The 13,709-nt window shown below is 70.3% G+C and carries 14 protein-coding genes; 9 read left to right on the top strand and 5 right to left on the bottom strand.

Translation table 11 applies throughout. The features are described 5' to 3' along the window. Positions 1-44: 44 nt before the first annotated feature. Complete coding sequence (locus LE190_RS11690; protein ID WP_225238846.1) at positions 45-665, bottom strand: DUF6058 family natural product biosynthesis protein; 621 nt, start codon at positions 663-665, stop codon at positions 45-47. Positions 666-781: 116 nt separating this feature from the next. Between LE190_RS11690 and LE190_RS11685 the strand changes: the two genes are divergently transcribed. The 9 genes from LE190_RS11685 to LE190_RS11645 all read left to right on the top strand — a co-directional run bounded on the left by LE190_RS11685 (position 782) and on the right by LE190_RS11645 (position 9,339). Continuing rightward, on the top strand, positions 782-1,300 hold the full coding sequence (locus LE190_RS11685; RefSeq protein ID WP_225238845.1) for a twin-arginine translocation signal domain-containing protein: 519 nt from the start codon (positions 782-784) through the stop codon (positions 1,298-1,300). After that, entirely contained in the window at positions 1,297-2,919 is a 1,623-nt protein-coding gene (locus tag LE190_RS11680) for a GMC family oxidoreductase (RefSeq protein WP_225238844.1), read from the top strand. The genes LE190_RS11685 and LE190_RS11680 overlap by 4 nt, the downstream gene beginning before the upstream one ends. Before the next feature lie 17 nt (positions 2,920-2,936). Further along, a complete protein-coding gene (locus LE190_RS11675) occupies positions 2,937-3,926 on the top strand; it encodes an alpha/beta hydrolase (RefSeq protein WP_225238843.1) in 990 nt (329 codons plus the stop codon). Between the two features lie 64 nt (positions 3,927-3,990). Beyond that, entirely contained in the window at positions 3,991-4,779 is a 789-nt protein-coding gene (locus LE190_RS11670) for a response regulator (RefSeq protein ID WP_225238842.1), read from the top strand. A gap of 94 nt (positions 4,780-4,873) precedes the next feature. Then, positions 4,874-5,341 carry a phasin family protein gene (locus LE190_RS11665; protein ID WP_225238841.1) on the top strand — a complete coding sequence of 156 codons (468 nt, stop codon included), beginning with the start codon at positions 4,874-4,876 and terminating at the stop codon, positions 5,339-5,341. Positions 5,342-5,417: 76 nt separating this feature from the next. After that, positions 5,418-6,113: a TetR/AcrR family transcriptional regulator gene (locus tag LE190_RS11660; protein WP_224945777.1), complete on the top strand. Its 696-nt coding sequence runs from the start codon at positions 5,418-5,420 to the stop codon at positions 6,111-6,113. 15 nt (positions 6,114-6,128) lie between these two features. Continuing rightward, complete coding sequence (locus tag LE190_RS11655; protein WP_224945776.1) at positions 6,129-6,668, top strand: LOG family protein; 540 nt, start codon at positions 6,129-6,131, stop codon at positions 6,666-6,668. Between the two features lie 150 nt (positions 6,669-6,818). Beyond that, a complete protein-coding gene (locus LE190_RS11650) occupies positions 6,819-8,192 on the top strand; it encodes a DUF1800 domain-containing protein (RefSeq protein ID WP_225238840.1) in 1,374 nt (457 codons plus the stop codon). Position 8,193: 1 nt separating this feature from the next. Next, entirely contained in the window at positions 8,194-9,339 is a 1,146-nt protein-coding gene (locus LE190_RS11645) for a DUF1501 domain-containing protein (protein WP_225238839.1), read from the top strand. Between the two features lie 16 nt (positions 9,340-9,355). Here the strand turns inward: LE190_RS11645 and LE190_RS11640 are convergent, their stop codons facing one another. The 4 genes from LE190_RS11640 to LE190_RS11625 form a co-directional block, all read right to left on the bottom strand. Further along, positions 9,356-9,712 (bottom strand): response regulator, encoded by a 357-nt coding sequence (locus LE190_RS11640; protein ID WP_225238838.1) that lies wholly within the window; start codon positions 9,710-9,712, stop codon positions 9,356-9,358. Continuing rightward, entirely contained in the window at positions 9,684-10,523 is an 840-nt protein-coding gene (locus LE190_RS11635) for a carbohydrate kinase family protein (protein ID WP_225238837.1), read from the bottom strand. Before LE190_RS11635 ends, LE190_RS11640 begins: the two co-directional genes overlap by 29 nt. Positions 10,524-10,614: 91 nt before the next feature. Next, the gene (locus LE190_RS11630; protein ID WP_225238836.1) at positions 10,615-12,456 is read right to left on the bottom strand and encodes a glycoside hydrolase family 13 protein; all 1,842 of its coding nucleotides are present in this window, start codon (positions 12,454-12,456) and stop codon (positions 10,615-10,617) included. 101 nt (positions 12,457-12,557) lie between these two features. Beyond that, positions 12,558-13,667: a GGDEF domain-containing protein gene (locus LE190_RS11625; RefSeq protein WP_225238835.1), complete on the bottom strand. Its 1,110-nt coding sequence runs from the start codon at positions 13,665-13,667 to the stop codon at positions 12,558-12,560. Positions 13,668-13,709 lie beyond the last annotated feature (42 nt).

The following is a 13,709-nucleotide window of genomic DNA, read 5'->3' as shown; positions in this document are numbered from 1 at the left end:
GCAAATATCGTTTGCATCCATGGCCCGCAAGGCAAATGTTTTCATCAAGCCGCCGCCAGGCCGTAGTGGCTGCGTACCGCGTCCACGTAGCGATGACGCGAGCTGCGCGCGCGTTCGTGCGGCGCGAACGGCGTGCTGGCGCGGTCGAGCAGGTCCACCGCCTGGCGCAGGCGCTCCAGCTCGGGAGCACGCTGTTGGTCGGCGGTCAGCTCCTTGATCACGCAGATCGCCAGTTCCTTGGCGGCGATGTCTTCGGGCAGCCCGGTGCGGGTGCACAGGCCGTAGGTTCCGGACAGGAAGTGGCCCCATTCCTCGCGCAGGTGCGCGTCCAGCCCGTCTCCCAGCTTTGCATCCCGCGTCGCCAGCGGCAGCGCCGCCAGTGCGGCGCGGTAGCGGCGCGCGAACACGGTGAAGGGATCTTCCGTCCCCGCTTCCAGCACGCCGATCCACGACGGGGTGCCAGGCGCGTAGTAGTCGACCGTGTGCGCTTCCACGTGCTCGCCGAAGAAGGACGCGCAGCGGACATCGAGCTGCAGCCGGTAGGATGGCTGCGGCATGCCGCCCGCGCTGGTCAGGGCGTCGAGCCGGGCGCCATCGATGCCGCTGGCCGCCAGCAGCTGCGCACGGGTGAGGAAATGGGTGTTCAGGTAGTCGATGAGTTCCATGGGCCGGCATTCTACAAGAGCGCCGCCGGGCCTAGACTTTCCCCTCTAGTTTCCATGCCCGGCAGGTCCCGCCTTTGGCTTACACTAGCCGGCACACAAGAGGCAGAAGTGGGGACATGGGAACATCACGACGCACTTTCCTGAAGGCCGGGGCGCTGGCCGCGCTGGCGCTGGGCGCTGGCGGCGCGCTCTACCGCGCCACGCACGGCAACGCGCCGCACCGCTTCGCCCTCGATGGCGAAGCGCGCGCGGCGCTGCACGCGATCGCGCCGGCGATCCTGGACGGCGCGCTGCCGCAGGGGCCGGGCCGCACGACGGCGCTCGCCACCACCATCGAGGGCGTGCACCAGGCCATCCTCGGCCTGCCGCCGGCCACCCAGAAGGAGGTGCAGGACCTGTTCGGCCTGCTCGCGCTGGCGCCCACGCGCCGCCTGCTCACCGGCGTGTCCGGCGGCTGGGAAGGAGCGCGCAGCGAACAGGTGAGCGCCTTCCTGCAGGACTGGCGCCTGCACCGTTTCGGCCTGCTGCGCAGCGCCTACCACGCGCTGCACGACCTGGTGCTGGGCGCCTGGTACGCGCAACCTGCCAGCTGGGCGGCGACCGGCTACCCGGGCCCGATGAAGGAGCTGGCATGAGCGCCTCGATCGTGCCCGATCCGATCCGGGACGGCGTGGCGCGCGGCTGGAAGCTCCTCGACGCCGCCGCGCTCGAGCGCGACCGCACGCTGGAAGCCGACGTCGTCATCGTCGGCAGCGGCGCCGGCGGCGGCGTCAGCGCCGAGATCCTGGCACACTCCGGCCTGTCGGTGATCGTGGTGGAAGAAGGCGCGCTGAAGTCCTCGAGCGACTTCAGGATGCGCGAGGCCGAGGCCTATCCCTCGCTGTACCAGGAATCGGCTGCGCGCAAGACGCTCGACAAGGGCATCAACATCTTGCAGGGCCGCACCGTGGGCGGCTCCACCACCGTCAACTGGACCTCGAGCTTTCGCACCCCGCCCGCCACCCTCGACTGGTGGCGCCGCCACTACGCGCTGCTTGAGAGCACGCCGGACGCGCTGGCGCCCTGGTTCGCGATGATGGAGGCGCGCCTGCACATCGCCGACTGGCCGGGCGCACCCAACGAGAACAATGACATCCTGCGCCGCGGCGCGGGCCGGCTCGGCATCGGTACGGGGCTGATCCGGCGTAACGTCAAGGGCTGCTGGAACCTTGGGTACTGCGGCATGGGCTGCCCGACCAATGCCAAGCAGTCGATGCTGGTGACCACGATCCCGGCCGCGCTGGAACAGGGCGCGCTGCTGGTCACGCGCGCGCGCGCCGAGCGCATCGTGCTGCGCGGCGGACGCGCCGAAGAGCTGCTGTGCCAGGCGCTCGACGCCGGCGGCATCGTGCCCAGCGGCCGCCAGCTGCGTCTACGCGCGCGCCACTTCGTGGTGGCCGGTGGCGCCATCAATTCGCCCGCGCTGCTGCTGCGCTCGAAGGCGCCCGATCCCGGCGGCCTGCTGGGGCGCCGGACCTTCCTGCACCCCAGCGTGATCTCGGCCGCCTTCTTCCCGCAGCCGGTGCAGGCCTGGGCCGGCGCGCCGCAGACCGTGTATTCCGACCACTTCCTGGCCGGCCCGCTCGACGGCCCGATCGGCTTCAAGCTGGAAGCGCCGCCGCTGCACCCGCTGCTGCTGGCCACCACCATGAGCGGCTTCGGCGAAGCGCATGCGCGCATGATGCGCGACTACCCCTACATGCACGGCATGCTGGCGCTGCTGCGCGACGGCTTCCACGAAGACGCGTCCGGCGGCACCGTGCGCCTGCGCGCCGACGGCAGCCCCGAGCTGGACTACCCGCTGACCGACTACCTGTGGGACGGCGCGCGGCGCGCCCAGCTGGCGATGGCCGAGATCCAGTTCGCGGCCGGCGCCACTGCGGTGCAGCCGGCGCACGAGATGGCGCGCCGCTACACGTCCTGGCGCGAGGCGAAGGCCGCGATCGCTGCGCTGCCCCAGGGCCTGCAGCTCACGCGCGTGGCTTCGGCCCACGTGATGGGCGGCTGCGCGATGGCGGGCGACGAGCGCTTCGGCGTCACCGCGCCCGACGGCCGCTACCGCGGCCTGGACAACCTGTCGGTGCACGACGGCTCGCTCTTCCCCACCTCGCTGGGCGCCAATCCGCAGCTGACGATCTACGGCCTCACGGCCCGGCTGGCGAGCGGGCTGGCAGAGGCGCTGACGGGACGGCCGGCGGCCCGCCCGGCGGCCTGAGGCGGGCCAGGACCACCATGAGTGCGCGCCGCCTGCTGCAGCTGCTGCTGGCCGTGCAGGCGCTGGCCGCGCTGGGCATCGGGCTGGCCGCGCTCCAGCTGTTCGGCGCCAGCCGCTGGGGGGCGCTGGGCGCGGGCCTGGGCAGCGTGCTGCTGGTGCGCCTCCTGATCAACGCGAACAACTTCCGGCTCAGCGCGCGCTACGCCAGCCCGACCCCGGACGACTGCCGGATCGGGGGCGGCGCGCGGCTGCGCATGTTCCTGGAGGAGTTCTATGCCAGCATGCTGCAGTCGTCCTGGACCATGCCGCGTGCCAGGGCCCGCATCCGCATCCATCCCGGCGCCGGCATCCCGGTGCTGCTGCTGCACGGTTATGGCTGCAACAGCGGCTACTGGTCGCACCTGCTGCCGCGCCTGGAGGCGGCCGGGATCAGCCACGCCACGCTCGACCTGGCGCCGCTGACCGGCGACATCGACGGCTACGTGGCCCAGGTCGGGGAAGCGGTCGATGCGCTGTGCGTGGCCAGCGGCGCCGACCGGGTGGTGCTGGTGGCCCACAGCATGGGCGGACTGGTGGCACGCGCCTGGATGCGCGCCTGCGGCACCGCGCGCGTGGCGCGCGTGATCACGCTTGGTACGCCGCACCACGGCACCTGCCTCGCGGCCTTCGGCATCGGGCGCAACGCCGCCCAGATGCGGCGTACCGTGGCGGATACCGGCGAGCCGCCGGAATGCGCCTGGCTGCGCGCGCTGGCAGGCGCCGAGGATGCGGCCGCGCGCGCCCTGGTCACCTCGATCTATTCGCACCACGACAACATCGTCGCGCCGCAGAGCTCGAGCATGCTGCCGGGGGCGCGCAACATCGCGTTCGGCGGAGTCGGCCATGTCGCGCTGGGACGCAACCGGCGCGTGCTGGACGCGCTGATGGCGGAGCTGATGGCGGCGCTGAACGCCGGGACGGGCGCGGCGTCCCGCGCGCGCGCCCGGCGCGGCGGGCAAGCGCAGTGAGACGGCAGCTGTATTGACGTTGCGCGTGCTACAGTAGAGGCAACGCCGCCACCGGAGCGCCGCCTTGGCCCGCATCCTGATCATCGAAGACAATCCCGCGAACGTCGAGCTGATGGCGTTCCTGCTCACCGCCCACGGGCACACGGCCCTGAGCGCGCCCGACGGACCGCGCGGCATCGCCAGCGCGCGCGCCGCGCCGCCCGACCTGGTTGCCTGCGATGTCAACCTGCCCGGCATGAGCGGCTACGATGTGGTGGCGGCGCTCAAGGCCGATGCGCGGCTGGCGCGGGTGCCGGTGCTGGCCGTGACCGCGCTGGCGATGGCGGGCGACCGCGAGAAGGTGCTGGCCGGCGGCTTCGACGGCTACATCAGCAAGCCGATCGAACCGGAGAGCTTCGTGGCCGAACTCGAGGTCTTCCTGCTGGCAGCCGACGCCGGCGCGGTGCAGGCGGGGGGCGGCACCGCCCAGCCGCCCGCCATCCTGCTGGTCGACGACGATCCCTTCATGCTGGCCGTGCTGTCCGACATGCTCGGCGACGAGCCGCTGCGCGTGCTGTGCGCCGCCTCCGGACCGGAGGCGCTGGACCTGCTGGCGCGCGAGCCGGTTGCCGTGATCCTGTGCGACCAGGCCATGCCCGGCATGCGCGGCACCGAGCTGCTGGCCCGGGTCGCGGCCGCGCATCCGGACACGGTGCGCCTGATGCTCAGCGGCCAGCACGACCTGGCCGAGATCGAGGCGGCACTGCGCAGCGGCCTGGCCGATGCCCACTATGCCAAGCCGGTGTCGGCGGCCAGCCTGCGCGAGCGGATACGCGCCGCGCTGGAGCTGGCGGCGCAGCGCCAGCGGCGTTGAAGCCGGCGCCGGCGCCCACTGGGCACGGCGCTTTAGAATCCGGCTTCTAGCGTGCGTGCTTACAATGGCCCGAAGCAGTTCACAAGGACCATGCATGAGCAGGAAACTCCCGCCCGAGGACGACGACGAGGCGCTGGCGCGCGCCGTACGCGCCTCGGCCCAGCAGATCTGGCAGGCCGGCCTGGGGGCCTTCGCCCAGGCCCAGGAAGCGGGCGAGGGGGGGCGTTCGTTCGCACGCCTGGTGCGCGACGGCGGCGTGCTGGCGCGCCGCGCACGCGAGGTCGAAGACACCGGCGGCACGGTCGCGCGCGTGGCCGAGCGGGCCACCCGCAAGAGCGGGCGCAGTGGCGGATCCTGGGGCAAGCTGGAACAGGTGTTCGAGGAACGCGTGGCGCGCGCCCTGGCCACCATCGGCGTGCCCGCCGCGAGCGAGGTCGAGGCGCTGCGGCGCCGCGTCGACGCGCTCGAACTGATGCTGGCGCAACTGCAGGAACAGCTGCAAGGGCAGCCGCAGCGTCCGCCGCAAGCGCGCGCGGCAGCGGACCAGGACGGCGAAGCCTGAAAGGGGCCTGCCAATGCTGTCTGCTTGACAGCATTTGATGTTATTCTCCCGCCTGGAACCACAAACTTCGCCCTTCATGCAACAAAAAGCTCCGCGCCGGACCCGTGAACGCATCCTCGAGCTCTCGCTCAGGCTGTTCAACGAGTTCGGCGAGCCGAACATCACGACGACCGTCATCGCCGAGGAGATGAATATCTCGCCCGGCAACCTGTACTATCACTTCCGGAACAAGGACGACATCGTCAATTCGATCTTCAACCAGTTCGAGGCGGAGATCGAGCGCATTCTCACCGTGCCGGCCGGGCGCCGCTCCAACATGGAGGACGTGTGGCTCTACCTGCACCTGATGTTCGAGCTGATCTGGCGCTACCGCTTCTTCTACCGCGACCTGAACGACCTGCTGTCGCGCAACCGCAAGCTGGAACTGCACTTCAAGGCGATCCTGGCGCACAAGATCAAGGTCGCGCGCCAGCTGTGCGAGGACCTGCGCAGCGAAGGCTCGCTCGAAGCGGGTGAGCAGCAGATCGCGGCCATGGCGACCAACATGGTGGTGGTGGCGACCTACTGGCTGTCCTACGAATACGTGCGCAACCCGCGCAGGTACAGCGAGCAGCAGGCCATCGCCGATGCGCTGGCGCGCGGCTGCTACCAGGTGCTTTCCATGCTCGGACCCTACCTGCGCGGCGATACCCGCCTGCTGTTCGAGAAGCTGTCCGAGGAATACCTCAAGAAGCTGTCCGCCGAGGCCAGGCCCGGCGCCGATTTCCTGTAACACGCAAAGCGATCCATGAAAACCCTTGCCGTCTACTGCGGCGCCTCGCATGGCGTCAACCCGATCTACACCGAGGCCGCGCGGCTGCTGGCCCGCGCGCTGGTCGAGCACAACATCGGCCTCGTGTATGGCGGCGGCAAGGTGGGCCTGATGGGCGAGATCGCCGATGAAGTGCTGCGCCTGGGCGGTGAAGCCACCGGCGTGATCCCCAAGGCGCTGCTTGAGCGCGAAGTCGGCCACGCCGGCCTGACCCGGCAGTTCGTGGTCAAGGACATGCACGAGCGCAAGGCCATGATGGCCGAACTGTCCGAAGGCTTCATCGCCATGCCGGGCGGGATGGGCACGCTGGAAGAGCTGTTCGAGATGCTCACCTGGGCCCAGCTGGGCATTCATGCCAAGCCGATCGGCCTGCTCAACGCCAACGGTTTCTGGGACGGGCTGGTGGATTTCGTGCGCCACCAGTGCGCGGAAGGCTTCGTCCGCAGCCAGCACCTCGAGCTGATGCAGGTGGATGCCGATCCGGACGCGCTGATCCGGCGCCTGCGCACCCGCTAGGTCGGGGCAAGGAGCGGGTGCGGTCTCCGGGCCCGCCGCACCGTCTTGAAAATTGCTGGAACTTTTTCCATTGCCTAGTGGAATAGGCTTGTCAGCACATTTTTGATCGGTATGCGAGAGCGCCGCGCCACGGTGCGCCGAACGGAGCCCATGACCCCTGAATCGATTGCATTGAACCGTTTCGGCCTCGGTGTCCAGCCAGCCGACGCCTTGCCGCGCGATGCGCGCCGCTGGCTGCTCGCGCAGCTCGACGGCTACGAGGCCGTGCCGGCCCCCTGGAAAGCGCTGCCGCGCACCCCGGCCCTGGCCGCCGCGTGGGCGGCGCAGCAGCGCGCCGTGCGCGCCGCACCCGAGGACCAGAGGAGCGGCATCCGTGAAGCCTACCTGAGAAGCGGCCGCCAGGCCTACCAGGCGGCCGTCGGCGCCCGTGCCGCCAGCGCGCTGCAAAGCGCCACCCCCTTTGTCGAACGCCTCGTCCATTTCTGGGCCAACCACTTCGCCGTCTCGGTCGACAAGCTGCTGGTGATCGGCCTGGCCGGCGCGTTCGAGCTTGATGCCATCCGTCCGCACGTGCTGGGCCGCTTCGAAGACCTGTTGCTGGCCGCGGTGCGCCACCCGGCGATGCTGCTTTACCTGGATCAGGCCCGCTCCACCGGTCCGAACAGTCCCGCCGGGCGGCGCGCCGCCATGCGCCGGGACGGCCAGGCCGGCGGCGGGGGGCTGAACGAAAACCTGGCGCGCGAAATCCTCGAGCTGCATACCCTCGGCGTACGCAGCGGCTATTCGCAGGCCGATGTCACTGAACTGGCGCGCGCCTTGACCGGGTGGACGCTGCCCGGCGACGAGCCGGCCGACGCAACGCCGGCCACGTTCCGCTTCGTGGCGGGCCTGCACGAGCCCGGCGACCGGACCGTGCTGGGACGCAGCTATGCGTCTGGCGGGGAGGAACAGGCGCGCGCCGTCCTGCGCGAGCTCGCGCAGGCGCCGGCCACCGCCACGCACATCGCCACCAAGCTGGCGCGCCACTTCGTCGCCGACGATCCGCCGGCGAGCCTGGTGCGCCGCCTGGCCGACAGCTTCGCGCGTAGCGGCGGTGACCTGCCGAGCCTGTACCGCGAGCTCGTGATGGCGCCGGAAGCCTGGGCGCCCGGTCCGGGCAAGTTCAAATCGCCCTGGGAATGGACGGTGTCCGCGATGCGGGCGCTGGGCCGGCGCGAGCTGCCGCCGACCCAGGTGGCAAACTTCATGAACCAGCTGGGCCAGCCTGTCTGGCGCCCCGGCTCGCCGGCAGGATGGGGCGACACGGCCTCGGCGTGGGCCGCGCCCGATGCCTTGCTGCGCCGCGTCGAGCTGGCGCAGCGGCTGGCGGCGCAGTCCGGCGCCGGCGTGGATGCCAGGACGCTGGCGCCACGCATCCTGCCCGGCGCGCTCGGCGAGCGTACCCGCACCGCGCTGGCGCGTGCGGAGAGCCCGGCGACCGCCCTTGCGCTATTGCTCGCGTCACCCGAATTCCTGCGGAGATAACATGACACTCGACCGACGACAATTTCTTGCCGGCGCCGTGGCACTGCTGGGCGCCCCACGCGTGAGCTTCGCGCAGGCGGCGACCGAGCGTCGCTTCATCTTCGTCATTCAGCGCGGCGCCGCCGATGGCTTGCATATCCTGATCCCGTATGCGGAACCTGCCTATGCGTCCCTGCGCGGCGCCCTCGCCATCGACCCGGCTTCGGCACACAAGCTGGACGGCAGCTTCGCGCTGCATCCGGCACTGTCCGAGCTCGCAGGACTTTATCGGGTGGGGCAGGCCAGCCTCTTTCACGCGGTCGCTTCCAGCTACCGCGAACGTTCGCACTTCGACGGGCAGAACGTGCTGGAGACCGGCGGACAACTGCCGTACCAGCTGAAGGATGGCTGGATGAACCGCCTGGTCGGCATGCTGTCGCGCCCTGGAAGGGATGCGATTGCCTTTGCGCCCACGGTGCCGATGGCCTTGCGCGGCCCGGTGGCGGTCACCTCGTACGCGCCGTCGGCGCTGCCCGAAGCCAACGAGGATCTCCTGATGCGGGTCGAGCAGCTGTATGCCGACGACGCCCAATTGCATGCCCTGTGGTCGGCAGCGCTGGAAGCCCGCAACATGGCCGGTTCCGCAGAGGGCGGCAAGCGCCAGAACGCCCAGGAGACCGGCCGCAGGGCGGCCAGCTTCCTGGCCCGCGCCGACGGTCCGCGCATCGCAATGATCGACACCGGCGGCTGGGATACCCACAGCGGACAGCATGGCCGTCTGGCAGCCCAGCTGCGCAACCTGGATGGCCTGGTTGCAGGCCTGCGCCAGGGACTGGGGGCTGCCTGGAGCCAGACCGTGGTGCTGGTCGCGACCGAATTCGGGCGGACCGTGGCGACCAACGGCACTGGCGGGACCGACCACGGGACCGGCGCCGCGGCGATGCTGGTGGGCGGCGCGGTGCAGGGCGGCCGGGTGCTGGCCGACTGGCCCGGCCTGGGGCCGGGCGACCTGCTCGATGGACGCGACCTGCGGCCCACGCTGGCGCTCGAGACGCTCATCGCGCAAACCTGCGCCGAGCTGTTCCGGGTGGAACCGGACAAGGTGGCGCGCGCCCTGTTCCCCCACATGGTGCCGGGCAAGTCCTTGCCGCGCCTGCTGAGGGCCTGATAGAAGGAAGTGCCACCTAGCAGAAGCGGTGGCGGCCCAGCGCGGCCTTCAACCCGTGCCTGAACTCGTCGTAGTCCAGCGCCTTGTGCACGAACTCGATCGCGCCCAGCGCGTCGGCGCGCGCGCGGTCGGTGAACAGCGTTGAACCGGACAGGACGATCACGGGCAGCCGGCAGGCGGCGCGCTCGCGCAGGCGCTCCATCAGTTCGAATCCGTCCACGCGCGGCATCTTGATGTCGAGCAGCAGCAGGTCGAAGCAATGCCGGCCGGCCAGCCGGTCGGCTTCCTCGCCATCGCTCGCCACCGTGATCTCGTGCTCGACCGCGCAGTCGGCCAGGGCGACGCTAGCCGTGCGCAGCCGGCGCGGCCGCACGGTAGCGCGCCAGCTCGGCCAGCCCCAGGCTGCGTTCGGCGGTGCCGTGGAAGCGGCAGGCAAAGGCGCCGCCGATCGCGCCCGTGCGCATGCAGGCTTCCAGCGGCGCGCCCGCGAACCAGGCGTGCAGGAAGGCGGACGAAAAGACGTCGCCGGCGCCGTTGCTGTCGACCACCGGCCCACCCAGCATCGCGCAGGCGGTGTGGCGGATCATGTCGTCCCCGCGCGCCAGCGCATGGCTGCCGGCCGCGCCGCTGGTGGCCACCACCACCTGCGCCCGGCCGTTGCGTACGATGCCGCGCATCGTCTCGAATACGCCGTCGCCCAGCGCCGCGGCGCTCAGGAACACCAGGTCGGCGCGCCAGGCGAACGGATGGTGATAGGGATTGCTGCCGTCCCAGTCGTGCAGGTCGGTCGATACCGGCAGGCCAAGCGCCGCCGCATCGTCGAACAGCTCGGCAGCCCAGGGCAGGATGCTCAGGTGGACGTGCTCGGCCTGCTGCATGCACGGCAGGTAGAAGCTGCGCTGCATGCGCAAGTCATGCGGATGGCGGCCGTCGTACAGCGAGATCCGGCGGCCATCCGGGGCCACCAGGTTGACGCTGCGCCGGGTGCCGCTCTCGTGCACCAGGTAATCGACGTCGAGTCCGCGCTCGCGGTAGCGGGCATGGACCAGCGCCGCCTGCGCGTCCGCGCCGATGAAGTCGATCAGCAGCGGACGGTGGCCCAGGGCCAGCAGGCCGGGCGCGACGTCGTTGCCGGTATGGGCCACGTAGTCGCACACGGGCGGCACCTGGACCGAATCGGCCATCGCCAGCGGCAGGCGGGCACGCGCACGATGGTGTCGATGCCGACGCCGCCGGCCACCAGCACGCGCCCGCTGGCCGGGCTCCCGGCCTGGCTTACCAAGCCAGCACCACCGAGGTCATGGCCGGCAGCGCCAGCGGCGCGCCCAGGTCGACCGCCGCGCCGGTAAGCACGTTGGTGGCGCGGCGCGCGCCCTTGGTCATGCCGGCGAAGCGCGCCAGGTCGAGCGTGCTGTCCTTGGCATTCTTGTTGAGCACCACCATCACCGTCTGCTTGCCGTCGTGGCGGAAGTAGACGTAGCTGCCGTCGCGCGGCAAGTAGTGGGTCAGCTTGCCCTTTGTCACGGCGGAACTGGTCTTGCGCCAGTTGAACAGGGTGCGCACGAAGGCCTGCATGTCGCGCTGGGCCGGGCTCAAGCCGGCGCCGGTGAAGGCGTTCACCCGGTCTCCGGCCCAGCCGCCCGGCATGTCGGCGCGCAGCACGCCGTCGTTGCGCTCCTTCGGGCTCGAGATCAGGATCTCGGTGCCGTAGAACATCTGCGGGATGCCGCGCGTGGTCGCCATCAGGATCAGGTTGGTTTTCGCCAGTTCCGGCTTGTCGTCGACCTGCGCCAGGATGCGCGGGCGGTCGTGGTTGTCCGGGAAGACCATCAGCCGCATCGGATCGGCGTACAGGTAGTCGGCCGCGATGATCTCGTAGATCCGGATCAGGCCCTTGTTATGCGACTCCGGCTCGGCCAGCGCCTCGGCGGCGGTGTCGGACAGCGGGAAGTCCATGACTGTGGGGAGTTCGGAAGCGTAGCCGTCGCGGTTGACGACGCCCTTCTGCCAGTAGGCTACCATGTGTGGCCGCGCGTCCATCTCCTCGCCCACCACGTTCATGCGCGGGTATTCCGCGGCCACGGCGCGGTTCCAGTCGTTGAGAAAAGCCGGATCGGAATACGAATAGGTGTCTTCGCGGATGCCCGACAGGTTGGCGTACTCGATCCACCACAGCGTGTTCTGGATCAGGTAGCGCGCCACCAGCGGGTTGCGCTGGTTCAGGTCGGGCATGGTCTCGACGAACCAGCCGTCGAAGAAGCGCGCCTTTTCCTCCGGCGCCGCGTGGATGTCCTGGGCCACCGTGTGCTGGTTGTTGGTGGGCTTGAAGGTGGTGCCGTGGTTGATCCAGTCGCGCGCCGGCAGGTCGCGCATCCACCAGTGGCCGGTGCCGATGTGGTTCACGACGATGTCCTGGATCACGCCGAGGCCGCGCGCGTTGGCGGTGGCCACGTAGTCGCGGTAATCGGCATTGCTGCCGAAGCGCGGATCGATCCGGTAGTAGTCGGTGAGCGCGTAGCCGTGGTAGGAGTAGGCCGGCTGCTCGTTCTCGAGCAGGGGCGTGGGCCAGACCATGGTGAAGCCGAGGCCGCGGATGTAGTCGAGATGGGCGCGCATGCCGGCCAGGTCGCCGCCGTGGCGCTTCACCGGGTCGGCGCGCTCGGCGCCTTCCAGCATCCCGGCCCGGTCGTTGGCCGGGTCGCCGTTGGCGAAGCGGTCCGGCATCAGGAGGTAGATGGCGTCGGCGGCGCCGAAGCTGCGCCGCTGGGCCGAGCCGGGGCGGCGCGCTTCGAGCCGGTAGCGGTGGCTGGTCACCAGTTCTTTCCCGCGCCGGAACAGCAGCGTGAATTCGCCCGGCCGGGCATCCTTGCCGATGTCCAGGTTGACGAACAGGTAGTTCGGGTTGTCGGTGCGTTCGACCCCGGTAATGCGCACGCCCGGATGGGCGAGCGAGGGCGCCAGTTCGCCGATCTTCTCGCCATGGACCATCAGTTGCAGGCCCGGGCGCTTCATGCCGGCCCACCAGTGAGGCGGCTCTACGTGCTGGATCTGGTAAGGGGCGGCGGCGGCCCAGGCGGCGGGCAGCAGGGCCGCGATGAGAAGGAGGGATCTGAACACCACATCTCCGGCAGGAAGTCGTCGATGTAGTAAAGTAACAGAAGAACGTGGCTTCGGCAACGAACTCTTCCGGGAGAGAGTAGTTTTCCTTCGCGTTTCGTTCAGGCCAGTACGATCCGGTCGCGCCCCGCTTCCTTGGCCTGGTACAAGGCCTTGTCGGCCCGCTGGATGGCGTCCGAGAACGGTTCGCCGAGCTGTCGGGTGGCCAGGCCGGCCGAGAAGCTGATGCGGCGTCCGTTCAGGCCCGGCACCGTCATCACGCTGACCCGCTCGGCCATGCGTTCGAGGACCATGCGCGCGTCCTCGGGCGCGGTATCCGGCAGCAGTAGCAGGAATTCCTCGCCGCCCCAGCGCGCCAGCACGTCATTGACGCGCAGCGCGGCGCGCGCCTCCGCCGAGAAGCCACGCAGCACGGCATCGCCCACCGCATGGCCGAACTGGTCGTTGACCTGCTTGAAGAAGTCGATGTCGAGCAGGGCGATGCAGCTCGGCCGGCCACTGGCGGGATCGCTGGCCTGGCGCCGCTCCTCGGCGGCAAGCACCTCGTGCATGTGGCGCCGGTTGACCAGCGAGGTCAGGTCGTCCACCGTGGCCAGGACGCGGATCGTGTCGAGCGCCTCGCTCAGTTCGTGGCGCTGGCTTTTCAGGCGCGAGCGCAGCTTGTGCATCTCGCCGCTCAGCACCGCGGTGGCGAGCAGCGCGCTGGCCAGGTAGCTGAAGGTGATCGCCTCGGTCAGGGGTGGGAAGCTGGCCGGGTCGCTGTCCTGCAGCCACCACATCAGGCCGCCGGCGCAGACGAGGGCGCCGATCGACAGCAGCATGGTCTGGCGCGGACGCGCCGCGAACATGCAGAACACCAGGATCACCACCGTCATCAGGAGTACGGCCGCGCGCATCGGGCCGGAGATCGCGTACAGCCACATGCCGCACACCAGCGAGAAGATGGCCTGCGACACGGCCAGCTGGTCGGGCGCGAGTCCGAGGCGGGCGCCGGCGCGCACCAGGACGCAGAAGGCCAGCGCGCCGCAGCCGTTGAAGGCGATCAGCCGGCCCGCCGCCGCCGGCGCCGTGATGCCGCGCTCGACCTGGACCAGCAGCAGCACGATGCAGGCCGTGTACAGCACGGCGGTGGCGACCCAGTACTGCAGCATGCGGCGCAGGCCGGGATCGGTACCGCAGAGCAGGACGATGAACCGGCGCAGCAGGGACATGGCATCTCCAGTTGGGTTGGCATCGGCGACCTGGCGCGGCCT

The sequence above is a fragment of the Massilia hydrophila genome (genome assembly GCF_020208145.1).
GTDB lineage: Bacteria > Pseudomonadota > Gammaproteobacteria > Burkholderiales > Burkholderiaceae_D > Telluria > Telluria hydrophila.
Note: the sequence above shows the minus strand (reverse complement) of the source record. Positions and strands in the feature narration are given on the sequence as shown.

Bases quoted from the DNA above. Each gene is read 5' to 3' on its own strand.
- LE190_RS11690 (WP_225238846.1), bottom strand. From the start codon at position 665: ATGGAACTCATCGACTACCTGAACACCCATTTCCTCACCCGTGCGCAG.
- LE190_RS11685 (WP_225238845.1), top strand. From the start codon at position 782: ATGGGAACATCACGACGCACTTTCCTGAAGGCCGGGGCGCTGGCCGCG.
- LE190_RS11680 (WP_225238844.1), top strand. From the start codon at position 1,297: ATGAGCGCCTCGATCGTGCCCGATCCGATCCGGGACGGCGTGGCGCGC.
- LE190_RS11675 (WP_225238843.1), top strand. From the start codon at position 2,937: ATGAGTGCGCGCCGCCTGCTGCAGCTGCTGCTGGCCGTGCAGGCGCTG.
- LE190_RS11665 (WP_225238841.1), top strand. From the start codon at position 4,874: ATGAGCAGGAAACTCCCGCCCGAGGACGACGACGAGGCGCTGGCGCGC.
- LE190_RS11660 (WP_224945777.1), top strand. From the start codon at position 5,418: ATGCAACAAAAAGCTCCGCGCCGGACCCGTGAACGCATCCTCGAGCTC.
- LE190_RS11655 (WP_224945776.1), top strand. From the start codon at position 6,129: ATGAAAACCCTTGCCGTCTACTGCGGCGCCTCGCATGGCGTCAACCCG.
- LE190_RS11650 (WP_225238840.1), top strand. From the start codon at position 6,819: ATGACCCCTGAATCGATTGCATTGAACCGTTTCGGCCTCGGTGTCCAG.
- LE190_RS11645 (WP_225238839.1), top strand. From the start codon at position 8,194: ATGACACTCGACCGACGACAATTTCTTGCCGGCGCCGTGGCACTGCTG.
- LE190_RS11635 (WP_225238837.1), bottom strand. From the start codon at position 10,523: ATGGCCGATTCGGTCCAGGTGCCGCCCGTGTGCGACTACGTGGCCCAT.
- LE190_RS11625 (WP_225238835.1), bottom strand. From the start codon at position 13,667: ATGTCCCTGCTGCGCCGGTTCATCGTCCTGCTCTGCGGTACCGATCCC.